The organism is Micromonospora salmantinae (assembly GCF_022230905.1).
GTDB classification, from domain to species: domain Bacteria; phylum Actinomycetota; class Actinomycetes; order Mycobacteriales; family Micromonosporaceae; genus Micromonospora; species Micromonospora salmantinae.
Window position 1 is genome coordinate 198,009 of the sequence record NZ_JAKKFG010000014.1, and the last position, 23,962, is coordinate 221,970.

The window sequence follows — 23,962 nt, forward strand, 5'->3', positions numbered from 1 at the left end:
CAAATGCGAGCTACGGTAAAACCTGACGTTGACGTGAGAGGCGAGGCTGTGTGGCTGGCGTCACCGGCTGGGGGAGGGGTCCATGCGGATCGGGGAACTCGCCACGAAGACCGGGGTGTCGGTACGAGCCCTGCGCTACTACGAGGAACAGGGCCTCCTGGCTGCCACACGGAGCAGCGGCGGTCAGCGCCACTACCTCGACGACGCGGTCGACCGGGTGTATCTGATCCAGATGCTGTACGCCGCCGGCCTGTCCAGCCGAACCATCCTCGACCTGCTGCCCTGCGTCGACGCGAAGGTCAACACACCGCAGTCGCGGGCCATGCTCCGCGCCGAACGCGACCGCATCGATCGGCAGATCACCCAACTCCGGCAGGCGCGCGAGCGGCTCGACGAGGTCATCGCGCTCAGCGAGAGCCCGGCCAACGGTTGCACCCGTTCGGACACCGACGCCGCGAGGGCGTAGCGACGCGGCGAGTCCCCCGACCTCGTGGCGATCGGTGGCAGCCCAGCAGGGCGTCGTTCGGTGTGTGGAGCTGCTCAGCTGCCAACGATCAAGAATGGGCCAGCTCCGGGATGCCGTAGTGCTGGTCGAGGACCTGCATGGCGGCGCCCGCGGCGATCACGTCCGCGCCGAGGCTGGACAGGGCCACCCTGGTGCTGAGCCAGTCCGCCCGCCGGGCGTCCGCCCCGACGGCCTCGGTGACCGCAGCGAGATAGGTCTGCGGGTGCCGGAGGAGGTCCGCGCCCGCCAGCACCACGTGGGCGAGGTCGAGGGTCTGGAGCAGGTTGACGACGCCGACGGCCAGAACGCGGGCGGCGTGTGCGATGTCTCCGGCCTCGGCGGCCCGGTGGTGCACGATCTCCAGGCACCCGTGCCGACCGCAGACGCAGCGGGGCCCGGTCAGGTCGACGACCGTGTGGCCGAACTCGCCCGCGTTGGTGTGCGCCCCCCGGTGGGCCGCACCGCCCAGCCAGAAGCCGCCGCCGATGCCGGACTCGACCATGATGAGGGCGGCGTCGCCGAACGTCGCGCCGTGCCGCCAGGCCTCGGCCGTGATCCCCGCGGTGACGTCCTTGTCCAGGTGGACGGGGAGGCCGAGGTGTTTCTCGGCGATCTCGCGCAGCGGTACGTCGTGCCAGTGCCGCAGGCCGTGGGCGTCGCGGACCAGGCCGTTGGCGTGGTCGAGTGGACCGATCATGCCGATGCCCAGCCCGGTGAGCCGGCCCCGCAGGTCGCCGATGCCGGCCAGCGTGTCGATGCCGGCGCTCAGGGCGCCGAGGAGCTGCTCCGGGGTGAAGTCGCGGGGCAGCGGGCTGACCGCAGAGGGGTGCACGGTGCCGGCCAGGTCGACCAGGACGAGCCGCAGCGTGCGGCGGGCCACGTGGGCGCCGATCGCGTACCGGCTGTCCGGGACGAGTTCGTAGACGACAGCGGGCTTGCCGATGCCGGGACGTCGCACGCCGGCGGGGCGGATCAGGCCGTCGGCGGTCAGCCGGGCGATGACCTTGGAGACCCCCTGCGGTGTCAGGCCGGTGGCCTCGACCACTGTCGAGCGCTCGAACGTGCGGGCCGTGCGTCCCACCGCCATGACCATGGCCTCGTTGTAGCCGCGTAGGAAGGTGACGTCGGCAGTGACACGAGTCATCTCACCACCCTATTACGCAACGCTGTTGCTAAATTTTTTCGGTGATCGAGATGAGTAGAGGCCGACGGCTGGCGGCGCTTGCCGCCCTCGCACTGGGCGGCGTCGCGGTCGGCCTGACCGAGTTCGTGGCGATGGGGCTGCTGCCCGACATCGCCCGCGGTCTGCTCCCGCACGAGTACGCGCGGTCGTCGTCGGACGCCGTCGCCCGGGCGGGCTGGATGATCACCGCGTACGCGCTCGGCGTGGTCGTCGGCGCGCCGCTGATCGCCGCGTTGAGCGCGCGCCTGCCCCGCAAGAAGCTCGTCCTCGGGCTGCTCGTGCTGTTCGCTGTCGGCACTGTCGCGTCCGCGCTCGCCCCCACCTTCGACCTGGTTCTGGTGGCCCGGTTCCTGGCGGCGCTGCCGCACGGCGCGTACTTCGGCGCGGCCGGTCTGCTCGCGGCGACCCTGATGGGCCCCGGTAACGAGGCCCGTGGCTTCGCCACGGTGCTCGGCGGTCTGACAGTGAGCAACCTGGTCGGCGTACCCCTCATCACGCGGCTCGGGCAGACGGTCGACTGGCGGGTCGCGTACCTGGTGATCGCCGGCTTCTTCCTGCTCACCCTGCTGGCGGTGCTGGCGGTCGTTCCGGAGGTCGCCGCGGCGGTCGACGGCTCGCCGGCCGCCGAGTTGCGGGCGCTGCGGACCTCGCAGGTCTGGTTGGTCGCCGCGACCGGCGCTGTCGGGTTCGCCGGCTTCTTCGCGGTGAACACCTACATCGCACCGGTCACCACCGACGTCACCGGCCTCTCCGCCGCGACGGTGCCGTGGACGTTGGTCGCTGTGGGTCTCGGGATGACAGTCGGCAACGCCCTGGGCGGTTGGCTGGCGGACCGCGACCTGCAGCGGAGCATGGTCGTCGGCTTCGTGGCGATGATCGTGAGCATCGCCGTGTTCAGCCTCGTGGCGTCGACCCGTGTCGGTCTGTTCGTGGGTGCGTTCCTGGTCGGTGCGACCAGCCTGTATCTCGGTCCGGTCCTGCAGGCGCGCCTGATCACCGTCGCCCCGGGAGCGCAACTGATGGGCGCGGCGGTCAACCAGTCGGCCATGAACATCGCGAACAGCCTGGGCGCCGCGCTGGGCAGCGTCGCCATCGCCGCCGGATTCGGCTACCTCGCGCCGGCCCGGGTGGGCGTCGTTCTGGCGGTCGTCGGGTTGATCCTGGGGCTGGTCAGCTTCGCCGTCGGGCGACGGGTGCGCGAGCGGGTCCCGGCCACCGTCTGACGAGTGCGAGCGGTCCCGGCCACCGTCTCGACCTGAGGTGGCCGGGCCGGCCGCGAGGCGCGGTCAGAAGTCGTCGACGCTGACCGTCACCCGGTCGGTGCTCGATCTCCAGTTGGGTACGTTGATTACCTCGTGGCCGCCGCCGCGTTGGCCCACGGTGATCCGGACCAGGCCGAGGTGTGCCGGCGTCGCCGGGATGAAGACGTCCATGCCGGTGATGAAGGTCTGGCTGAAGAACTCCGGCAACGGGGCCGTCAGGTCGGTGACGCCGTCGCTGCCGTCGTCGAAGGCGAAGATGCCGATCGTCCGCTTGACGCGGGGTGCGTTCGCCGCGTTCAGGACATCCCTGCCGTTGATCCAGAGGTGGTCGCCGGCGTCGCCCTGGTCGCCCCACCACTCCTTCTGCCGTTGGATGGTGAGCGCCGTGTGCCGGTCGCTGGTCTCGACCAGGCCGCTGAGGCCCTCGCCCGGCTCGCTGGTCGCCAGGCGCACCAACGAATCCGAGCGGAGGAACGGCTGGAAGTAGAAGTGGTGCGTCGCGGCGCCCGGGCGCACGATGGCGAACTCGTAGCGGGCCGTGGCGAGCACCGGGAGAGGGCCGAACGAGCCGTCGCCGCCGAGCGACAGCCGATGCGTGGGCCGGTGTGACAGTCGGCCGCCGGTCAGCGGGCTGACCGGGTAGACCTCGAGGGTGGCACCGGTGACACCGACGTTGCTCGGGAAGAGCACGGCGCGGCCGGAGACCCGGGCGGCGCCGAAGAGTTGCGGCACGATCCGCGTCGTGTGGGGCGCGCGGCTCCGGAGGAAGCCGAAGATCTCGGTGAACGATTCCACCGACGACACGGTCTGGGTGTGCGACTGGTCCGGCAGGTGCACGTTTGTCGCGCCGACGACGGCGCGGGCCGGGTCACCCTCGCCCCAGATGGCGAGCGTGGGCACACCACCCGGCGGCGAGGTGGCGGTGCGCCCGTCCAGGTTGACGTAGTGCGCGACCCGGACGGCACGCTCCGGCGAGCTGGTGAGGTAGCCCTGCGAGACGAAGGTGCCCAGTGAGTGCGCGACGAGGTCGACCCGGTCCGCGCCGGTGGCCGCCAGCAGGCGGGAGATCCGTGCGTCGAGTCCCGCGTACACCTGGGGCAGGATCGTCGCGACGTTCGGGGAGTCGTACTCGTGGGCTTCGATGATGTCGATCGGGTACCCGTTGCTGGCCAGCCGTTTGGCCTGGGTCTCGAACTGCGCCGCCGATCCCGCGCTGCCGTGTACGAAGACCACTGGACGGTACGTCGGCGTGGCGGCGGCTTCGGCGGCGCGTGGAACGACGACGGCGGACAGGCTGGCCGCGAGGGCGATCCCGGCCACCACGGAGAGCAGGCTCCGGCGAGATGTGTGCATCGATCCTCCACCTGGGACGGACGAAGTATTTGCACTGCTAGCGCAAGTATCGTGTCAGGGCGTGGCACGATGGTCCACACCCGGCCCGTCGGATCACACACGGTCATCTGGCGGACACAGCCGGTTGCCCTTCAGGTGGTTGTGCGACGATCGGCGGGCAAAACGTCGAACGACCGTCCACCGGTCTGTCCGCGCACGGCCGCGGACAGTGACCGGGGAGGGCACACACCCCGTTACCCCCTTGGAGAGCACGATGTCCCTCTCCCCGTCCCGGGTCTTCGCAGAGCTGAATGCGGCTCGACCCCCTGACCAGCCGTCCCCGACGATGGGCACGGCCGTCGTGGTCGGCGGCAGTGTCGCCGGTCTACTGGCCGCCCGGGTGCTGTCCGACCACGCCGACACCGTCGTCATCATCGACCGGGACGACCCGCAGGTGACCGGCGCGCGGCCCGGCGTACCCCAGGGGACGCAGCTGCACGCGCTGCTGCCCGGCGGCCTCTTCCAGCTGGAGCGGCTGTTTCCCGGATTCCGCGACGAGGCACTGGCGCGCGGAGCGGTCGAGGCGCCGCCCGCGGCCCGGCGCAACTACCTCGACGGGCGTCCGAAGGTCGTCGTCCCCGACGACGCCGACAGTCTGGCGGGCAGTCGGCCGCTGCTGGAGGGCCTGATCCGCCAGCAGGTGCTCCGACTGCCCAACGTCAAGACGATCACCGCCCGCGCCACCGGCCTCGTGTTCGACGGCACCGCGGTCACCGGGGTCCACTGCGAGGTCGGTGGGGTGCTCGGTGTCGAACGCGCTGACCTCGTGGTGGACGCCATGGGGCGGTCGAGCCGACTGTCGGACTGGCTGGAGCAGGCCGACTGGGACCGGCCGGTCACCCGGCGGATGACAGTGCACCTCAACTACGCGACAGCCCTGTTCCGCCGCCCGGAGGTCACCCCGGCCTCGACCGTCGTCCTGGCCCTGAACACGCCGAGGACGGCGATGGACGTGGCCGGGGCCGCGTTCTTCGCCATCGAGGACGGTCGGTGGATGGCCATGATGGCCGGTTACGGCAACGACCGCCCGGGGCGCACCGCTGACGACTTCGTCCGCCGCCTGCGCGAGCAGTTCCCACCGGAGTTCGCCGAGGTCGCCGACCAGGAGATGATCGGCGACGTCCAGACCTACCACCACGCCGACAGCCGGCGACGGGACTTCCACGCGCTCAAGCGGTTCCCGGCCGGGCTGATCAGCATCGGTGACGCCGTCGCGTCGTTCAACCCGGTGTACGGGCAGGGCATGACGGCGGCGGCCCTGCACGCGGCCTGCCTGTCGACGTACCTCCGGTCCGGCCCGGATCTGCGGGAGCCCGCGCGCCACTACCTCGCGCTCCAGAAGGTAGTGGTCGACGCCGCCTGGTCGCTCTCCACCTCGGCGGACCTGGCGTTGCCGCACGTCGACGGGCCCTACCCGCGCGGCTACCGGCTCTCCAAGTGGGCCAGTGGGCAGATCATCGCCGCGACCGTCACGGACGTGGCGACCGCGCGGCGGTTCAACGACGTGGTCTCCATGCGCGAGCATCCGCACTCGCTGGCCCGGCCCGGCGTGCTCCTGGGCGCCCTACGCGCCAACCGGCGCGAACGCTGAGCGAGTGACCTGGCGGCCTCGCCTGCGAGGCCGCCAGGAACGCGCCCTAGCGGGGGAGCTTGCGGAGGATGTCGACCACGAAACGGTGGTCGTCCAGCTGCGGCAGCCCGGAGACACCGACCCAGCCCACCACACCGGTGCCGCGCACGCGCAACGGCACCGCGCCCCCGGCCGCCGCGTACCGCGAGGCCGGCAGGCCGAACCGCTCGGCCAGCGTCACCTGCTTGTCCTGGCACAGCCGGGCCATGTAGAGCGAGGAGTGCTCGAAGCGCATCACCACCCGCCCCTTGCGGCGCAGCCACGCGTCGTTGTCCGCCGTCGACCCCGGCAGGCCACAGTGGAACAGCTGCCGTCCGGCCCGCCACACGCCCACCGAGACCGGCAGCCGCTGCTCGGTCGCGGCGGTGACGGCGAGCATCCCCAGCTCGTACGCGTCGGTCTCGGACAGGCCCGCGAGCTCCAGCTCGTTCTCCTCGCGCAGCAGCTCGTCCAGCGTCGGCCACTGTTCACGGTCAGCTGACATGTTCTTCTCCTCTATGGTGCGTCGTGCGGGGCGATCACCAGGCGCAGGGCGCGTAGTCCTTCAGGAAACAGCCGTACAGGTCCTCGCCCTGCTCGCCGCGGACGATCGGGTCGTACACCCGGGCCGCCCCGTCGACCAGGTCCAGTGGGGCGTGGAAGCCCTCGTCGGCCAGCCGCATCTTCGTCGGGTGGGGGCGTTCGTCGGTGATCCAGCCGGTGTCGACGCTGGTCATCAGGATGCCGTCGGTCAACATCTCCTCGGCGCTGGTGCGGGTCAGCATGTTCAGCGCCGCCTTGGCCATGTTGGTGTGCGGGTGCCCCGGCCCCTTGTAACCGCGGCCGAACTGGCCCTCCATCGCCGACACGTTCACCACGTACTTGCGGCGGGCCGACGCGGCGGCCATCACCGGCCGCAGTCGGCTGACCAGCACGAACGGCGCGGTGACGTTGCACAGCTGCACTTCGAGCAGCTCGACCGGGTCCACCTCCTGCACCCGCTGGACCCAGCTGTTTACCGAGTCGAGGTCGGGCACGAGACCGCCGGCGTCGATGGCCGTGGACGCCGCGATCCGTTCCGGCGAGGCCGAGCCGCTGGTCAGTGCCAGCGCGGTGAGCGCGTGCGGGGTGAGCGCCGTCGACTGCGGCCCGGCAGTCAGGCTGCCCACCGGGCCGCCCTGGCCGTCCGGCTTGGCGAAGGTGATCAGCTCCGGCAGCGGGCCGTCCGGCAGGGCCGCGGCCTCGGCGGCGATGAGCTGCGCGTACGCCCCGGGGGACCGGCGGACGGTCTGCGCCGCGTTGTTGATCAGAATGTCGAGGGGGCCCTGGCTGCTGACGTCGTCGGCGAGGGCGATCACCTGGGCGGGATCGCGCAGGTCGATCCCGACGATCCGCAGCCGGTGCAGCCAGTCCGCGCTGTCGGGCATCGCGGCGAAGCGGCGAACCGCGTCGTGCGGGAACCGCGTCGTCACCGTCGTGTGCGCGCCGTCGCGCAGCAGGCGCAGCGCGATGTACATGCCGATCTTGGCCCGGCCGCCGGTGAGCAGCGCACGCCGGCCGGTCAGGTCGGTGCGGGCGTCGCGGCGCTCCCGGTTCAGCGCGGCGCAGGACGGGCAGAGCTGGTGGTAGAAGGCGTCCACCTCGCGGTAGCGCTGCTTGCAGACGTAGCAGCCGCGCGGATTGTGCAGGAAGCCCGCCGTCTCGCCCGCGACGGAGGACGCGAGCGGAATGCCCTGCGTCTCGTCGTCGATCCGCCCCGGAGCGCCGGTGGCGGTGGCCTCCGTCACCGCGCGGTCGGCGGCGAGGATGGCGTCCCGCCGCTCCTCCCGCCGCCGCTGCTTGATCACCTTGTAGAGCCGGGCGGTGGCCCGCTGCACCTGCACCACGTCGGGGTGGTCGGAGGGCAGCGCCTCCAACGCCTCGAAGACGCTGAGGCAGGCCTCCAGCCGGCTTCGGTCAATACCCTCTTGACCGTTTTCGGTAATGTTGTCCACCGTCATGCGTCGTTGTCTCGTCCCGTATCCCGTGCCGGCTCCAGCCGACCCGCCCCAAGTCCGACCCGAAACGGTACGCGCCTCACGGCCTCCGACGCACCTCGCGGCCTCCCGGCGTGGTGCGCCTCGCGGCGCTGTCAGTCGGCGTCGGCGTGGCCGAGACGCCAGTAGCCCATGAAGGCCACCGCCCGCCGGTCCAGACCCCGCTCGGCGACCAGGTGCCGGCGCAGGTTACGGATGACACCGGCCTCCCCGGCCAGCCACGCGTAGAGCGGCGCCGAGGCCACCTGCTCGGGCACCTCCCACAGGATCTCGGTGTCCACGTCGACGTCCGGCACGGGCTGGGCGGCCGTCGACACGCCGGGGGCCAGCAGCTCTCCGGCCGCCGCGACGACGGCGGGCACCAGCCGGCTGCCGTACCCGTCGGCGCCCCGGGCCAGCCAGCGAACCTCGACGCCAGGCGGCGCGAGCAGCGGCAGCACGTCGGCGGCGTCGGGCACCTCCAGCACGACAGTGCCCCGGGCGTCGAGGGGGAGCCGCTCGCAGATGCTGCTGATCGCCGGCACGGCGGTCTCGTCCCCGGCCAGTAACAGCGTGCCGCCGGTGGGCTGTCGAAACTCGACTCCGCCGTGGTTGCCGTCGAAGCCGGCATCCGGCCCGACCAGGGCGATCTCGTCGCCGACGCTGGCCCGCCGAGCCCAGCGCGTCGCCGGGCCACTGTCGCCGTGCAGCACCAGGTCGACGTCCACCTCGGCCAGGTGGGGGCGGACCGCCCGCACCGTGTAGGTGCGTATCGGGTTGCGCAGGTGCTCGGGCAGGGCCCGCCACGTCGCGTACCAGTCCGCGCCGTCCGGCAGGGTCGCCCGGTCCTGACCGGGCAGCGGCAGCGCCAGCTTGATCCGCTGGTCGTAGCCGTTGTCGGCGAAGCGGTCCAGGTTCGCCCCGGTGAAGGTCACCCGGGTGAAGGAAGGGCTCAGGCGGCGTACCGCCCGGACGGTGACGGCGAACACGCGCCACGGGGCGATGGGCAGGGTCTCGGTCATGGTGCCTCTCTCGACTCGGGCGGCGCTACCGGGTGGTGCTCGCCACGGCGCGGGAGCGCCACAGCAGCCAGACGAAGTACGGGGTGCCGATCATGGCGGTGACCAGGCCGGCGGGGATCTGGGCCGGCGCGATGACCGTCCGACCGAAGGTGTCGGCGATGCTGACCAGCGCAGCGCCGAGCAGGGCGGCCACCGGAAGTACCCGGGAGTGCCGGCCGCCGACGAGCGCCCGCGCGGCGTGCGGGGCGACCAGACCGACGAAACCGATGACCCCGACGGCCGAGACGGCGGTGGAGGTGAGCAGCGCCGCCGCGCCGAGCGCGATCAACCGGGTGCGTTCCAGCCGGACGCCCAGCACCCGGGGGGTGTCGTCGTCCAGCGCCATCAGGTCGAGCTCCCGGCGGGCGGCGACCACGGCCGGAGTGAGCACCAGCAGGGCGATCAGCACCGGCAGCACCTGGGTGGGCATCCGACCGTAGGTGGAGCCGGACAGCCAGGTCAACGCCTTCCCGGTGTTCCACGGGTCGAAGGCCACGACCAGGTAGGTGATGACCGCCATGCCGCCCTGCCAGGCGCCGAAACCGATCAGCACCAGTCGGTCGGAGCTCAGTCCGCCGCGCCAGGCCAGGCCGTAGACCAGGGCGAACGCCAGCATCGCGCCGAGCCCGGCGACGCCGGAGACGGCCCACACCCCGGCCAGCGGCACGAAGGTGAGCAGGGAGACCGCGCCGAGCCCGGCGCCGGCGGTGATGCCGAGGATGCCGGGTTCGGCCAGCGGATTGCGGCAGACCGCCTGCACTGTGGTGCCGGCGACCGCGAGCGCCGCGCCGGCCAGGACCGCCGCGGCGACGCGCGGCCACCGCTGGTCCAGCACAAAGGTGTACGCGGGCCCGGTGGTGCCGTTGACCCAGTTGACGACGTCGCCCAGCAGCACCCAGGTGTCACCGGCGAGCATGCCGACCGCCACGGCGCAGACGGTCAGGACGGCGGTGACGGCGACGACGCCGCGGTGGAAGGCGGCGGAGCGGACGGCGGCGTGCCCGCCGGGCGGACGACGGGTGGGGCCGGCGTCGCGGTGCCGGCGGGCCAGCCAGATGAGGATCGCCGCGCCGAACAGGGTGGTGACCACTCCGGTGGGGATGTCGACACCGGCCTGCCCGCCCATCACGGCCCGCAGCAGCACGTCGGAGCCGAGCACGATGATGACCCCGGCGATGCCGGACAACGGCAGCAGGACGCGGTGCCGGTGCACCCCCGGCACCACCGGGGCGAGCAGCCGAACGATCACCGGTGCGCACAGGCCGACGAAGCCGACCGGGCCGGTGAGGGTGACGGCCGCGGCGGAGAGCAGCACGGCCAGCACCATGACGGTGAGCCGGGTGCGCCGCACGTCGAGGCCGAGCACCGTGGCGGTGTCGTCGCCGAGGGCGAGGATGTCGAGGCGGTGCCCGAGCAGCACGAGCACGATGGCGGCGCCGACGATCACCGGAGCGAGTTGGGTCAGCGCGGTCAGGTCGCTCTGCACCAGCGAGCCGTTCCCCCAGGCGAACAGCCCGATGGTGGCCTGCTCGAACAGGAGCAGCAGCAGTGTGGTCACCGACCCGAGCGCCAGCGCGGTCGCCGAGCCGGCGAGGATCAGCCGGGTGGTGCCGGCCTGCCCACCGGAGGACATCGCCATCACCAGGCCGGCGGCGGCCAGTCCGCCGCAGAAGGCGAGGCCGCCGGCCGGCAGCGCGGGCAGCGACACGCCGAACGCGGCGACGGCGACGATCGCCAGGTGGGCGCCCGCGTTGACAGCGAGGGTGTCGGGGGAGGCGAGCGGGTTGCGGGCGATCGACTGCAACGCCGCCCCGGCGAACCCGAGCGCCACGCCGATGGCGAGCCCGGCGAGCAGCCGGGGCAGCCGGGACGCGATCAGGACGCGGGCTGCCTCGTCGTCGGCGCCGGTCGCGAGCCGCAGCAGGTCGAGGGCGCCGACGTTCGAGGTGCCCTGGGTGAGGTGCACCGCGCCGACCACGAGCAGCAGCAGGATCGCGGCGACGAAGACGACGGCGATGCGGGGCACGGCCGGGCTTCCGCCCGGAGCCGGCCGGGTGGCCGGCTCCGGGCGCGGGGGTGCGTTCAGCACGCTCACACCGTGTACGTCTTGACGAGTTCGTCGATGTACTGCTTACCGGAGAGCGGACCGCCGAAGGTCCAGATGCCGTTGGGCATCTTGTGCAGGTTGCCCTTCTGCACGAAGGGCAGCGACTTCCAGATGGCGTTGCCGGCGAGACCGTCGGCGAACACGTCGTCGCCGTCGGAGGCGTTGTAGAAGAGGTGCGTGTTCGGGTCCTTGAGGACCGTCATGCCCTCGACGTCGGTCTGGCCCAGGCCCCACACCTCGTCGGTCTTGCCGGTCCAGGCGTTGGTGAGGCCGAGTTGGATGCCGATCTGGGAGACCAGCGCGCCAGTGCCGAACATCCGGATGCTGACGGTGCTGCCCTCCTTCCAGCCGTCGGCGATGGCGAACGGTCGGCCGGCGGCACCCGCGTCGGCGATCTTCTTCTTGGCGTCGGCGATGGCCGCGTCGAAGTCGGCGAGCAGCTTCTCCGCCTCGGTGGTCTTGCCGACCGCCTTCGCGATCATGTTGAGGTCGGTGCGCATCCGGCCGAGGTTGTCGGTGGCGTCACTGCCCTTGGCGACCACCACTGGTACGAACTTCTCCAGCTGACTGACGATGGTGGCGCCCCGGTCGTCCTCCATCACGACGAGGTCGGGCTGGAGGGCGACGATCGCGTCGACGCTGGGCTCCCCGCGGACCCCGACGTCCTTGACGCCCGGGTCGAGCTTCGCGGAGGTGACCCAGGTGCCGTAGCCCTTGGGGTCGGCGACACCGACGGGCATGACGCCCAGGCTGACCAGCAGCTCGACCTCGCCCCACTCAAGCCCGACGACCTTGGTCGCCGGCGCCTTGAGGGTGATCTCCTTGCCCCTGCTGTCGGTGACGGTGACCGGGCCGCCGGACGCCGAGGCGGAGGTGTCGGGGGCTGCGGCGTTCTCGGTGGTGCCGCAGGCGCCGAGCGTCAGCGCGGCCACGACGGCGATGAGGGCGGTGAAACGGGTACGGGTCATGACGGTCTTTCTCTGCTGTGGATGGGGGTGCTCAGACCAGGGCGCGGATCTGGTGCCGCCCGACCGGGCGGGTGGTGACCAGTCCGCTGACCGGATCGGTGGTCACCTCGATGCGGATCCCGTAGGTCTCGGTGAGGGCGTTCTCGGTGAACACCGTTGCCGGGGTGCCGGTGGCGCGGACCCGGCCCTGCTGCAACAGGACCACCTCGTCCGCCACGGCGGCTGCCTGGTTGAGGTCGTGCAGCACGACGCCGACGGCGACGCCGTGCTCGTCCGCGAGGTCACGGACCAGGTCGAGGATCTCCACCTGGTAGCGCAGGTCGAGGAATGTGGTGGGTTCGTCGAGGAGTAGAACCGGGGTGTCCTGGGCGAGGCAGGTGGCCAACCAGACCCGCTGCAACTCGCCTCCGGAGAGTTCGTCGACGGGACGGTCGGCCATCGCGGCGACGCCGGTGACGTCCATGGCGCGTGCGATGGCGGCGGGACCGTCCGGGTCCTCGGTGCGCCAGCGCCCCCGGTAGGGGTGGCGGCCGTAGCCGACGACGTCGCGGACGGTGACGCCGCTGGGCACCGGCCGGCTCTGGGCGAGCAGGGTGACCCGCCGGGCGAAATCCCGGGCCGCGAGGCTGGCGGCCGTGACGCCGTCGGCGAGGTGCACGATTCCGGCCTCGATCGGATGCAGCCGGGCCAGGGCCCGCAGCAGTGTGGACTTGCCGCTGCCGTTGGGCCCCACCAGTGCGGTGACGGCACCCGCGCGGAGGTTGATCTCGGCACCGTGCACCACCGGCACACCGTGATAGCCCAGACGGAGGTCGACGCCGGACAGGCTGCGCTCCCCGTTGACCGACGCCAACTCGCTCTGCATGAGGTTAGGCTAACCTAACCAGATGACGGCCTGTCAAGCCGGTCGCGGGGCGGCGACCGGCCTAGCGGACCGGTGGTCGTCGGGCCCGTGCGCGCGTGGGGGATGCTGGGTCCGTGCAGATCGCGACCCTCGGCCCACTCGCCGTCGACGGCCAGCCCGTTCGGGGTGAACGGCTCGCGGCGGTGCTCCGCGCGCTCGTCGACGCGCGGGGCCGGGCGGTCTCCGTGAGCCTGCTCGTGGACGCCGTCTGGGACGGCGCGCCACCCGACGACGCGACCGGCGCCGTCCAGGCCCTCGTGTCCCGGGTACGCCGTCTCGGGCTGCCCGTGGTCGCGGTGCCGGGCGGATACCGGCTGCCCGCCGAGGAGATCACCGTCGACGCGGTCGAGGCGCGCGCGCTCGTCGACCAGGCAGGCGCCACGCTCCGATGCGGTGACGTCAATGCCGCCCGCGGCCTGGCCGATCAGGCGCGGGCCCTGTTCCCCGAGGTGCCGGAGCTGGTCAGCGCCGAGGACAGCCGCCTGTTCGCGGAGGTCGCCGCGCTGCGCGCGCAGGCGGCACTCGCCGGCGTGGGCCCGTTCGACGAGGTCGACCTGGGCCGACTCGTCGCGAAGACACCGCCGGACGAGCCGTCCGCCGCCCTGCTCGTCCGGGTGCTCGCCGCGCAGGGACGGGAGGCGGAGGCGCTGGAGGTGGTCGAGCGGCTGCGCGCCGAGCTGGCCGAGCGCTACGGCACCGACCCGTCGCCCGTGATCACGAGCGTCCACCTGGCGTTGCTGCGCGGTGAACTCACCGCACCGCCCGTCGCGGCGCCGCCCCGGCAACAGGCGCGGATCACGCTGCCCGCCGCGTGGCGCCGCCCCATGGCCGCCCTCGTCGGGCGGGAGCGGGACGTCAAGGCCGTCACCGACGCGCTCGCCGAGACACCCGTCGTGACGATCGTGGCGACCGGCGGGGCGGGCAAGACCCGGCTCGCCGCCGAGGTGGCCAGGCGTACGGCAGCGGGTGGGCGGGCGGTACGCGTGATCGAACTCGCTGGCCTGCGCTCGCCCGACGAGGTGCTGCCCACTGTGCTCGGGGCGCTCGGCGGCGCGGACACCACGGCGACCGGAGGCAACCTGGGTCTGGAACGGCGGGTCCTCAGCCCCGAGGAGCGGCTGCGGGCCGTGGCGCCAGACCTCGACGGTCTGGTGGTGCTGGACAACTGCGAGCACGTGCTCGACGCGGTGGCCGTCGTCGTCGCGGACCTGGTCGCGGCGGCCTCGCCGGAGGTCGCGGTGCTCGCGACGAGCCGCGCCCCACTGGGCCTGGTCGGCGAGCTGGTGCACCGGCTGACCGCGTTGCCGGACGCCGACGCGCTCGCGCTGGTCGAGTCCCGGGCACAAGCCGGTGGCGCCGTGCCGACCTGGGACACCGAGCGGGCGCTCGCCCTGTGCCACCGACTCGACAACCTGCCGTTGGCGCTCGAACTGGCCGCCGCGCGACTGCGGCACATGCCGATCGACGACGTACTCGCCGGGCTGACCGACCGGTTCGCGCTGCTCGACGACGCCCTGCGCGGCCTGCCCGAGCGGCACGCGAGCCTGTGGGCGCTTGTCGACTGGAGCAGGGAACTGCTCGCCGAGGCCGACCGGGACCTGCTCCAGCGGGTCGCGGTCATTCCCGCGCCGTTCACAGCGGACCTCGCCGCCGCCGTCGCGCAGGCCCCGGACGTGCGTCGCGGCCTGGCGACCCTCGTCGAACAATCCCTGTTGTCCCTGGTCGAGGGGGACGGCCCGCCGCGCTACCGCATGCTCGAGACGGTCCGTGAGTACGGCGAGGCCCGGCTGGACGCGGCCGGCGCCCGGGACCAGGCCATGGCCGGCCTGGTCAGGTGAGCGCGGAAGCAGGCCGTCGTGCTGGCCGCCCACTTCATCGGCCCCGGCCAGGTCGAGGCGCTGCACCGTTGCGCCGCCGAGCAGGACAACCTGGTCGCGGGATTGCGATGGGCAATGGCAGCGGACGACGAGCCCGCCGCCGTCGACGTCGCCACCGCCCTGTTCCACCTCTGGTCGGTGCGGGGCCTGCACCTGGAGGTCCTCGCCTGGGCGCGCGGGCTGCTGCACATCGACGACCCGCAGCGGCGGCTGCGGTCGACGATCCTGCGCGGCGCGGCCAGCGGCCGGCCACTTCCCAACGCCGAACGGCTGGCCTGGACGTGCGTGGTGATCAGCGTGAACGCCGGCGTCAGCGCCGACCTGCGGCCCGCCGTGCTCGCCCGGCGGGCGCTGCGGACGCTCCTGACCGAACGTCCCGCCGAGGTGTCGTCCCGGCTGACCGCTATCGCGTCGGCACTGCCCGGCTTCGACGCCGCCGACGTGGAGCAGAGCCTGAAGAGCGCGACCGAGATGGTCGCGCACCCAGACCCGTACGTGCAGGGGCTGGGGCTCTTCGCGCGCGCGGCGGTACGGGAGAACGGCGGCCTGCCGGAAGCGTCGATCAGCGACGCCGAGCAGGCTTACCACCGCTTCGAGGCCGCCGGCGACCACTGGGGCATGGCGATGGCGGCGGGTGCGGTCGGGCAGTTCCTGGTCCCGGGCGGGGACGCCCGGTCGGCCGAGTGGCTGACCCGCAGTGTCCGGCACATGGAGTTGGTCGGCGCCACGCAGGACGCCCGGTCGATCCGGGTACGGCTGGACGTGCAACTGGCCCTGACCGGCGACGCGGAGGCGGAGCGGCGACTGGGCGAGACGGCCGCCCTGGGCCAGGCCGAGCAGATCGACGCCGCGCAGGCGCTGCTCGGCCTGGCGCACCTCGCCTGGCAGCGTGAGCGGTACGACGAGGCGCTCGCCCACGCCGACGAGGTGACGCGCGTCCTCGCCGGCTGGGTCGGGCCGCAGCCACAGCCGCGCGTGATGCTCCGAGCCACGGCGGCGATCATCTACCTGCGGGTGGCCCAGGTTGGGCGGGTGTCGGGCACCGACGCCACCATCCAGGCGGCCGCGATGCTGTCGCTCGCCCGCGAGGACGCGCTGACCTCACGGGACCTGCCGGTGATCGGGGCGTGGGCGTCGGGCGGCGCGGAGTTCGCGGCGTACCGGGGTGACGTCGAGGCTGCCCGCGAACTGGCCGTACTCGCGAAGCGGATCGGCACCCAGATCGAGATGTTCTTCCCCTTTGAAAACGGCGAACGGCTCAACGCCATCCTCGGGAACGAGGAGCAGCGTGAGCCGTTGCTGGCCGCGTGGCGCGAGCGGCCACCCGCCGCGGCCGTCAGCCGGATCCGCGAGCTGATGGACGACCTGCTCGCGTAGGTCAGATCTTCTTGCGGTACGCCCGCAGCGCCAGTGGCATGAACACCGCAACGAAGCCGGCGCACCAGGCGAGCGTCCACCACACGTGGTTGCCCAGCGGGGTGCCGAGGAACAGCCCGCGTACCGACGCCACCAGGTGGGTCATCGGGTTGACGTCCACGAACGCCTGCATCCAGCCCGGCAGGGTGTCGGCGCCGACGAACACGTTGGACGCGAAGCTCAGCGGCATGATCAACGCGAACATCACCCCCTGCACGGCGCCCGCGGTCCGCACCTTCATCGACACCAGCACCGGCAGCCAGCTCAGGCAGAGCGCGAACAGCACAGCGAGCAGACACCCGGCGATCGCCCGGAACAGGTCGGTGTCGATCCGGAAACCCATCACGTAGCCGATCGCGAGGGTCGACACGGTGACGATGACGTACCGGACGACATCGCCGAGGACCGCGCCGACCAGAGGTGCGGAGCGGGGGATCGGCAATGACCGGAACCTGTCGAAGATGCCCTTGGCGATGTCGGTGTTGAGGTTGACGCCGATCGCGATGGCACCGGTCGCGATCGTCTGCGCCAGAATGCCGGGGAGCAGGAACTGAAGGTAGTCGTGGGTCGATCCGGCGACGGCGCCGCCGAAGACGTACACGAAGATGATGAGGAACAGCACCGGTTGCAGGGTGACGTCGATGAGCGCCTCGGGCGTACGCCAGGTCTTGATGAGGCTGCGCTTGGCGAGCGCCAACGAGTGCCGCACCAGCCGGAACGGCCGAGGATTCGGCGCGGTTGTCGAGAGCGCCCGGCTTCTCGTGGGCGCGGTGTCGGTCAGAGTGCTCATGCCGCGACCTCCGTGGGGCGGGTGGTGTCGTCTTCTGATGCCGTACGCCCGGTGAGGGTGAAGAACACCTCGTCGAGGCTCGGCAGGTGCAGGGAGAGTTCGGTGACCGCGATGCCGGCCGTGGCGAACCGCGCGACGCTCTCGGTCAGGGCCGCGTCGTCGGTGACCGGCACCGCGAGCACGCCCTTGCGGATCTCGTCGGCCTGCGCGCCGGAGCCGACCTGGGTCAGGATGTCCGCGGTGCGGGGCAGCTGAGCCGGATCGGACGGCCGGACCTCCAGGGTCTGCCCGCCGACCACCCGCTTGAGCCCTTCGGGGGTGTCGTGCGCGATGACCCGGCCGTGGTCGATCACCGTGATCGCGTCGGCGAGCGCGTCGGCCTCCTCCAGGTACTGGGTGGTCAGCAGCACCGTCGAACCGTTGTTGACAAGCGTTCGGACCACGTCCCACATGTCCTCGCGCTTGGCCGGGTCGAGCCCGGTCGTCGGCTCGTCCAGGAAGATCACGTCGGGGGAGCCGACCAGGCTGGCGGCCAGGTCCAGCCGTCGCCGCATGCCCCCGGAGTAGGTCTTGGCCTGACGGTTCGCCGCATCGGTCAGGTCGAACCAGTCGAGCAGCTCGGCGGCCCGTCGCCGGGCGCCGGCGCGCCCCAGTTCCAGCAGGGTGCCGAACAGCTCCAGGTTCTGCCGCCCGGTCAGATCCTCGTCGACCGAGGCGTACTGGCCGGTGAGGCCGATACTCTGCCGAACGCGTTCGGCGTCCCGTACCACGTCGAAACCGCTGATCCGGGCGGTCCCGCCGTCCGGGGTGAGCAGTGTGGAGAGGATGCGCACGGCGGTGGTCTTGCCGGCGCCGTTGGGGCCGAGCACCCCGAGCACCGTCCCGCGGGGCACGGCGAGGTCCACGCCTTGAAGCGCCCTCGTCTTCCCAAACGTCTTCACGAGGCCCTCAGCCTCGATCACCAGGTCAGCTGTCATGCGCCCAGTCTGTGCGGGCCCGCTGACACCGCCCCGACACGGCACCGACACGGGCCGACACGGGCTGACATCGGAGCCGCCGAGGAGGCATGCACATCCACACCGACGGGCGCTGCGCTATGCCCGGGTGGGTCGTGTTTCAGTCTCGGCGCGCAGCACGGGCGCGAACGACGCCGAGTGATCGTGCCCGGAGGCGCAGGTCTGTTGTGTCTCGGCGATGAACACGTGCGGCGAGACGCCGGTGAGCCGGACGCACTCGCGTGTGAGGTGAGGCTGGTCGGCGTAGCCGGCGCGGAGGGCGAGCAGCCCGAGCCCGTCGTCCGTCGCCGCGAGGCCCTGGGCGATCGCCTGCTGGACGAGCGCGAGGAAGCCCTGAAAGCGCAGTATCCGGTGCAGCGACTTCGGCGCGAGCCCGATCGCCGTCCGGCAGCGGCGCCGCAGCTGCGTCTCGGAGATGTGCAGAGACGCCCTCAGCGACGTCACGTCGACCGTGCGCCACGGCATGAGACCGCGCACCGCCTCGGACACGAGCGAGTCTGCGGGCTGGCCGGCGCTGGCGCGCTCCTGCACGTAGAGCTGCACGGCGGCGAGCGCTTCCTGGAGCGAGGCCGCCGTGCCGACCACGTCGCCGAGTGCGGCGGCAGAGCGGCCCCACAGCTGTTCGGCGTCCAGTGTGAGTCCGACGACCTCGGACGTGGGCTGTCCCGCGACCATCGGGAAGGCGCCTGGCACGAAGCGCACGCCGAGAATCGTGGTGCCCGGCTGAAGTACCTCGACCAGCGGCTCGGTAAGCGGGCCGATCACCTGCGGGGCCGCGCCAACCCTGCATACGAGTTCGACAGCGCCGCTGGGGATGCGCCGGTGGACGTACGGCGCGGCGTCGCGCCCGACCTGCTGCACCCAGACCGACGAGACGAGCTCGCGCAACGCCGGAGCGGGCGAGCGCTCGACGTAGCTCTGCCCGCCCGCGGCGGGGGCGGAGAACGGGTCGCTGGTCACGTGACCAGTATGTCGCGCGCGGGTTGGTCGGCCGCGAGAAGGACGCCCGGTTTGTTCAAGAGCGCGGAGCGAATCCGGCCGTACGGTTTGGCCATGTTCGACTTCATGACCTTCTGTTTGACGGGGCCGCCGACACCCGACCGCCGACCGGGCCCCGCTCAACCACCCCAAGATCGACGCCAGGGTCCGGCCCGTGCGAGCGCACGGTGAACGCGACCATCCAAGGCCGGCTCTGGAGCAGCGATCCGCAGGGCTGGGCGCAGACCGCGGAGGGCCGCATCCGGCCGCTGTACATGCGTGTGCTCGAACGCCTTCACCTTCGCCCCGGCACGCGGCTCCTCGACGTTGGCTGCGGCTCGGGCCTGTTCGCGGAGCTTGCCGCCCAGCGCGGCGCTGACGTCGTCGGGCTGGACGCGGCCCCGGGACTCGTCGAGTACGCACGCTGCCGACGCCCGGCGGCCCGCTACGTCGTCGACGACATGGAGCACATACCGTTCAGCGACAGCGGCTTCGATATCGTCACCGCGTTCAACTCGGTGCTCTACGCCGCCGACCCCCGCCACGCGCTCGCCGAGATCACGCGCGTGACCGCCCCCGCAGGCTGTGCCGTCGTAACCGTAGGCGTCGGTCCCGAACAGGCCGAAAGCGCAGCACTGATCAATCCACTGGCTCCGCACGACGAAGTGCCCGACCGCAGCACCCTCGACCTCGCCGACGCGGACGCGGCTCGCAGCGCCCTGCTCGACGCCGGGTTCGCATCCGTCACGTCGACCGACATCGCGTTCGACATCGAATTCAACGACCAGAACGAGGCGATCGCCGCCCAGATGCCGGCCGGCCCAGTCAGCGCGGCGGTCCGCCACTCCGGCCGCGCGGCCGTGGAAGCGGCGCTGGGGTCCTTCTTCGCGCCGCGATCACGAGCCGACGGGACCATCCGCCTGGGCCTCGTCTTCCGCTGCTATCTCGCGCAGCGGGCGCGATGACCCGCGGCTTCGGCGTGGGCGGTCCGGCCCTGCCGAATGACGACCCCACGAAGGACGACCAACCAACGAGAAGGGAACCACGATCATGAAACTGACGACCACCACGCAGGTGTCTGTCGACGGCGTGATGCAGGCAAACGGCGGGCGGCATCCGATCCTCGACCCTGGAATGGAGCGCGGCGGATGGGCCCGGCCGCTTTTCGACAACGAGGCCATGACGTTCGTCGACCAGACCTACCAGCGCGCTGACGCGTTCCTGTTCGGTCGGCGGACCTACGAACTGTTCGCCGGCTACTGGGGCGTGAGAGAAGACCTGGAAAACCCCATCGTCGGTGCCTTGAACACCAAGCCCAAATACGTCGCATCGACCACGCTCACCGACCCGCAATGGGCGAACACGATCACCCTCTCCGGTGACCCCGCGGCGGCCATCCGCGAGCTGAAAGCCAAGCCGGCGGGTGAGCTGCAGGTGCACGGCAGCGCCATCCTGACCCGGTGGCTGCTCGAAAACGACCTCGTCGATGAGATGAACCTGCTCATCGTCCCGGTGGTCGTCGGCCAAGGCATGCGCATGTTCCCCGACACCGGCCCAGACATCGCACTGGACCTGGTCGACTCGCAAGTCTTCCCGAAGGGCATAACGCTCCAGGTCTACCGACCCGCCGGGCGCCCGCAGTACGCCACCACCTGAAACACGACAAGGGGTGCCGCAGTCCGTCAGAGCTGACTATTCGTGGGCCCGGCTGCTGCATCGACCGCTGGGCCGCGCTCCGCTGGGGTCGATGGCGTCGACGAGTGACCGCGCCGCCGTCAAGCCATCCACCGCTAGGCGACCAGCTGAGGCGGGCACGCCGCGGTCGGTCCACTCCTGAGCCACGGTGTCCCGCCACCCCCCTCGACCTCGCACATGAAGAACAGCCCAGTGCGCTTGCGCTGCGAAAACAGCACGGTCAAGCGCTGACCTTTCAACGGATGGAAAGCGTGAGTGATCACCAATTGGTCCGAAGAGTACCTTGACTGACGAGCTGTATAGGGCACGGGTTCCAACGGTCGGCGTCACGATATGCTGGCCACGGCAGAGCGCCTGCCAGCGCCCGATGTGGTGGCCCACGCCCGACCACATGCCTGGGGCCAAGAGTCTCCGACTCCGCGCCGATCCGTCGACTCCCGGCGTGCCGGTCACGCCGCCTGTTCGGTGGAGTGCGTGGGGCTGCACCGGAGGCGTCATGTCTGATTCCACCCCCCGACGGACCCCAGCTTCGGGACGCGCCCGCAAGCGCGCCATCCGTGAACATGCAGCCCGGGCTGGCGTCGCCTACTCGGAGGCCGCCCGGCAGCTCGAGTCGGTCGGCCTTCGGCCCGGCGAAACCCTCTCCAGGTACGGGCGAACGATCTATCCGATCGGGTTCGACCCGCACCGCCAACTGCTCGTCGAACGCCGTGAGCGGCGGTCGTTCGAGGAGCGGGTGGCGGACACCAGGCGGGCCGCGGTCCTGCCGCATGGTCGCGCGCAGCACCTCGTCGGGCGGTTCCCGCCCAGCCGTGGGCGTACCGGCAGCGGGGTGGACTCGCTCTATCACGGCGAGGGCCGCGAGGAACTGCTCGCGATGCTGTACATCGTGATCGTGGCCGAGTCGCCAGGGTTGCTGCCCGAGGTCGGGGACCTCGCCTGGATCGCGGAACTCGGCGAGGACACCGCGCTCGACACGGCCTGCGCCGACATCGACCGCGAGGCCCGCCGGCTGCTCGACCAGGAGCCGATGGCCCTCTGGTCGCGCATCCAGCAGGCGCTGACCACTGTCGAACGTAGCGTGGACGGGCAGGTCCGCCAGGAGGCGATCCGGCAGACCGCGCTGTTGAGCACGATGATGACGCCGCGTCTCGGGTCCGCGGGCGAGCCGTACGTTCCGGGGCTGCCCGTTGGCGGTGCCCGGCAGATCCTTGACGCGCTGCTCATCGTCGCCGACGACGGACACGCGCCGGGCACCCGGGTACGCCTGCTCAGGCAGCCGCACCACGCGGGGTCGGCCACGATCATCGGTGCCCGGTGGGGTCGGTCAGGTCCGCCGGTGGGCTATCTCGTGTGGCTCGACGGGGCGACGGCGCCGCTGTCGGCCCGCCCCGACGATCTGATTGTCCTGGCCGACCAGGAGACCACTCCGCGCTGAGCCAGGGCCCGCCTCGGTGTGCCCGCATCGTCTCCTCCGGGCCCCGGTCAGATCCTCCTGAACAGCTTCGTTGTCTAGACCGCCGTCGGATGGATCAGGCGACGGCCAGGCGAAAGACCTGCCGGGAACCGCCCTCCGGACCGGGATCGACGGCCTCGGCAGGGGTGAAACCAAGGCGTTCGTAGAAGGCACGCGCACCGCTGACGCAGGCGCCCGGGTGATCGGCACCAAAGGTGACCACTTCGACGGAACCTGAGCCCGGTACAAACCTGCGCATCGCTGCTGTCATCAGTGCACGACCAACACCCTTTCCCCGTGACTGCTCAGCAACGACAAGCCAGTGGACGTGGTGGGTCGGAACCTTCGCCGTGAACAACAACCCACCCAGGAGATCGGACCCGGAGGAGAAAGCAACGATCGCTGTGGTCCGACGAATGTGCTTGCGCACCGCGTCATGGAAGCCACGATCCTCGACCATCGGGCCGAACCAGCACTCGACCTCGGCCGCCAGACCAAGGAAGCCGTTGAAGTCCCGCTCTTCGGCAAGTCTGACGATCACCCGGGCATTCTGACAGCAACACCATCGCGTCAGGTGGAGTAGTTGTCCATCAACCCCGCGTCACCTCGTCGATCATGGAGTTGTGGTGGGCGATAAAAGCCCGCCCGCGTGCCGCGATCTTGCACTTTCTGCCCCGACATAGGGACCATTCCACTCGTATAGGCAACCGAAACTGCAAGATCGGCGGGGCGCGGGGCGCGGGGCGCGGGGCGCGGGGCGCGGGCCGGCCGGGCTCCCTCGCGGGGAGCCCGGCCGGTGCGGTCGACGCCGTCGTAGAGCTGTCCGGAGCGCAGCGGGGGAGGGGGAGGTGCTGCGGCGGGAGAGGTACGGACGGCGTGACCGCGCTCCGCGCGGCGGTCCACCTGCTCAGCTCGGTAGGCGGCCCCGCGTGGAGACGAAGTGGTACGACATGACGGCGAACCCGGGGTCACGGAGCAGCCGCCGGAAGGCGTGCAGTTGCTGGGGCGACAGCCCGGCCGCCAGCAGGTCCGGTTCCAACTGGCGGGAGTTGGTCTCGTAGAGCGACGTTCCGGTCGACCCGCCGGCCCAGCTCTGCGAGTGGGTGATGGTGTCCAGGTCGGTCAGACCGGCGAGAGCCATCTCGGTGTGTACGTCCTGGGCCCAGCCCAGGTCGGCGCCGTGGTCCTGCAGGACACCCATCATGGCGTCCATGACCTGCGCGAAGAGCTTCGCGGCGTCGTCGCTGGGCGCGGTCAGCACCCGCTGCGGCGCGGTGCAGTCGAACTCCTCTACCACCAGCCAGCCGCCGGGTGCCAGCGCGCCGGTGAGGGTGCGCAGGACCCGTCGTCGATCGGGGAGGTGCAGCAGCACCAGCCGGGCGTGGATCAGGTCGAACGCGTCCCCGGGTGGCGCTTCGGTGCGCACGTCGTGCTGGCGTACGTGCAGGTTGCCCTCGGCCACCAGGTGTGTGGGGTCGATGTCGGTGGCCAGCACGTGCCCGTCGTCGCCGACCGCGCGGGCCATCCGCCGGGCCATCGAGCCGCCACCGGCCCCGACCTCCCAGCAGGTCGCGCCCGGTTCCAGCACCGGGCGGGCCAGCCGACGCGTCGTGATCGGATCCAGGAAGGACTCCAGCGCGTGCATCTGGGGAACGGCGTCCGGTGCGCCGTTGTCGAACGTGTACGTGTCATCGCTCGTAGCGGTTGTCATCGGTGTCTACCTCTCCG

General features: G+C 71.6%; 21 protein-coding genes. 8 read left to right on the forward strand and 13 right to left on the reverse strand.

The genetic code is table 11. The features are described from left to right. Nucleotides 1-82 precede the first annotated feature (82 nt). A complete protein-coding gene (locus PSH03_RS14005; RefSeq protein WP_210781150.1) occupies nucleotides 83-466 on the forward strand; it encodes a MerR family transcriptional regulator in 384 nt (127 codons plus the stop codon). Nucleotides 467-554: 88 nt separating this feature from the next. Here PSH03_RS14005 and PSH03_RS14010 read toward each other — a convergent pair whose 3' ends face one another. After that, the gene (locus PSH03_RS14010; RefSeq protein WP_238689381.1) at nucleotides 555-1,649 is read right to left on the reverse strand and encodes an ROK family protein; all 1,095 of its coding nucleotides are present in this window, start codon (nucleotides 1,647-1,649) and stop codon (nucleotides 555-557) included. A gap of 50 nt (nucleotides 1,650-1,699) precedes the next feature. On the opposite strand from PSH03_RS14010, the gene PSH03_RS14015 reads away from it, so the two are divergent. Further along, nucleotides 1,700-2,911 (forward strand): MFS transporter, encoded by a 1,212-nt coding sequence (locus PSH03_RS14015; protein WP_255750560.1) that lies wholly within the window; start codon nucleotides 1,700-1,702, stop codon nucleotides 2,909-2,911. Nucleotides 2,912-2,974: 63 nt separating this feature from the next. Here PSH03_RS14015 and PSH03_RS14020 read toward each other — a convergent pair whose 3' ends face one another. Further along, complete coding sequence (locus PSH03_RS14020) at nucleotides 2,975-4,303, reverse strand: alpha/beta hydrolase (protein WP_238689383.1); 1,329 nt, start codon at nucleotides 4,301-4,303, stop codon at nucleotides 2,975-2,977. A gap of 253 nt (nucleotides 4,304-4,556) precedes the next feature. On the opposite strand from PSH03_RS14020, the gene PSH03_RS14025 reads away from it, so the two are divergent. Continuing rightward, nucleotides 4,557-5,933, forward strand: coding sequence for an FAD-dependent oxidoreductase (locus tag PSH03_RS14025; protein WP_210781146.1), 1,377 nt, complete (start codon nucleotides 4,557-4,559; stop codon nucleotides 5,931-5,933). 46 nt (nucleotides 5,934-5,979) lie between these two features. Here the strand turns inward: PSH03_RS14025 and PSH03_RS14030 are convergent, their stop codons facing one another. The 6 genes from PSH03_RS14030 to PSH03_RS14055 form a co-directional block, all read right to left on the reverse strand. Continuing rightward, entirely contained in the window at nucleotides 5,980-6,456 is a 477-nt protein-coding gene (locus PSH03_RS14030; protein WP_210781145.1) for a heme-degrading domain-containing protein, read from the reverse strand. Nucleotides 6,457-6,490: 34 nt separating this feature from the next. Further along, entirely contained in the window at nucleotides 6,491-7,951 is a 1,461-nt protein-coding gene (locus tag PSH03_RS14035) for an SDR family NAD(P)-dependent oxidoreductase (protein ID WP_091406888.1), read from the reverse strand. 131 nt (nucleotides 7,952-8,082) lie between these two features. Further along, complete coding sequence (locus PSH03_RS14040) at nucleotides 8,083-8,988, reverse strand: siderophore-interacting protein (protein WP_238689384.1); 906 nt, start codon at nucleotides 8,986-8,988, stop codon at nucleotides 8,083-8,085. Nucleotides 8,989-9,013: 25 nt separating this feature from the next. Further along, nucleotides 9,014-11,113, reverse strand: coding sequence for an iron ABC transporter permease (locus PSH03_RS14045; RefSeq protein ID WP_210781282.1), 2,100 nt, complete (start codon nucleotides 11,111-11,113; stop codon nucleotides 9,014-9,016). 5 nt (nucleotides 11,114-11,118) lie between these two features. Further along, nucleotides 11,119-12,102, reverse strand: coding sequence for an ABC transporter substrate-binding protein (locus PSH03_RS14050; RefSeq protein WP_238689386.1), 984 nt, complete (start codon nucleotides 12,100-12,102; stop codon nucleotides 11,119-11,121). Nucleotides 12,103-12,133: 31 nt separating this feature from the next. After that, complete coding sequence (locus PSH03_RS14055) at nucleotides 12,134-12,967, reverse strand: ABC transporter ATP-binding protein (protein ID WP_238689387.1); 834 nt, start codon at nucleotides 12,965-12,967, stop codon at nucleotides 12,134-12,136. 113 nt (nucleotides 12,968-13,080) lie between these two features. Here PSH03_RS14055 and PSH03_RS14060 point away from each other — a divergent pair, with 113 nt between their 5' ends. Then, nucleotides 13,081-14,844 (forward strand): ATP-binding protein, encoded by a 1,764-nt coding sequence (locus PSH03_RS14060; protein ID WP_238689388.1) that lies wholly within the window; start codon nucleotides 13,081-13,083, stop codon nucleotides 14,842-14,844. An 18-nt stretch (nucleotides 14,845-14,862) separates the two neighbouring features. Next, entirely contained in the window at nucleotides 14,863-16,260 is a 1,398-nt protein-coding gene (locus PSH03_RS14065) for a hypothetical protein (RefSeq protein WP_238689389.1), read from the forward strand. A 1-nt stretch (nucleotide 16,261) separates the two neighbouring features. Here the strand turns inward: PSH03_RS14065 and PSH03_RS14070 are convergent, their stop codons facing one another. The 3 genes from PSH03_RS14070 to PSH03_RS32860 all read right to left on the reverse strand — a co-directional run bounded on the left by PSH03_RS14070 (nucleotide 16,262) and on the right by PSH03_RS32860 (nucleotide 19,065). Further along, nucleotides 16,262-17,089, reverse strand: coding sequence for an ABC transporter permease (locus PSH03_RS14070; RefSeq protein WP_210781140.1), 828 nt, complete (start codon nucleotides 17,087-17,089; stop codon nucleotides 16,262-16,264). Next, a complete protein-coding gene (locus tag PSH03_RS14075; RefSeq protein ID WP_238689390.1) occupies nucleotides 17,086-18,066 on the reverse strand; it encodes an ATP-binding cassette domain-containing protein in 981 nt (326 codons plus the stop codon). Before PSH03_RS14075 ends, PSH03_RS14070 begins: the two co-directional genes overlap by 4 nt. Before the next feature lie 117 nt (nucleotides 18,067-18,183). Further along, complete coding sequence (locus PSH03_RS32860) at nucleotides 18,184-19,065, reverse strand: helix-turn-helix domain-containing protein (RefSeq protein WP_196922560.1); 882 nt, start codon at nucleotides 19,063-19,065, stop codon at nucleotides 18,184-18,186. A gap of 206 nt (nucleotides 19,066-19,271) precedes the next feature. Between PSH03_RS32860 and PSH03_RS14085 the strand changes: the two genes are divergently transcribed. The 3 genes from PSH03_RS14085 (at nucleotide 19,272) to PSH03_RS14095 (ending at nucleotide 22,216) form a co-directional block, all read left to right on the forward strand. After that, a complete protein-coding gene (locus PSH03_RS14085; RefSeq protein WP_238689391.1) occupies nucleotides 19,272-20,048 on the forward strand; it encodes a class I SAM-dependent methyltransferase in 777 nt (258 codons plus the stop codon). A gap of 85 nt (nucleotides 20,049-20,133) precedes the next feature. Continuing rightward, nucleotides 20,134-20,739, forward strand: coding sequence for a dihydrofolate reductase family protein (locus PSH03_RS14090; RefSeq protein WP_210781136.1), 606 nt, complete (start codon nucleotides 20,134-20,136; stop codon nucleotides 20,737-20,739). A 535-nt stretch (nucleotides 20,740-21,274) separates the two neighbouring features. Next, nucleotides 21,275-22,216, forward strand: coding sequence for a hypothetical protein (locus PSH03_RS14095; protein ID WP_238689392.1), 942 nt, complete (start codon nucleotides 21,275-21,277; stop codon nucleotides 22,214-22,216). A 94-nt stretch (nucleotides 22,217-22,310) separates the two neighbouring features. Here the strand turns inward: PSH03_RS14095 and PSH03_RS14100 are convergent, their stop codons facing one another. After that, nucleotides 22,311-22,775 (reverse strand): GNAT family N-acetyltransferase, encoded by a 465-nt coding sequence (locus PSH03_RS14100; RefSeq protein WP_210781134.1) that lies wholly within the window; start codon nucleotides 22,773-22,775, stop codon nucleotides 22,311-22,313. A 366-nt stretch (nucleotides 22,776-23,141) separates the two neighbouring features. Then, nucleotides 23,142-23,945, reverse strand: coding sequence for a class I SAM-dependent methyltransferase (locus tag PSH03_RS14105; protein WP_238689393.1), 804 nt, complete (start codon nucleotides 23,943-23,945; stop codon nucleotides 23,142-23,144). Nucleotides 23,946-23,962 lie beyond the last annotated feature (17 nt).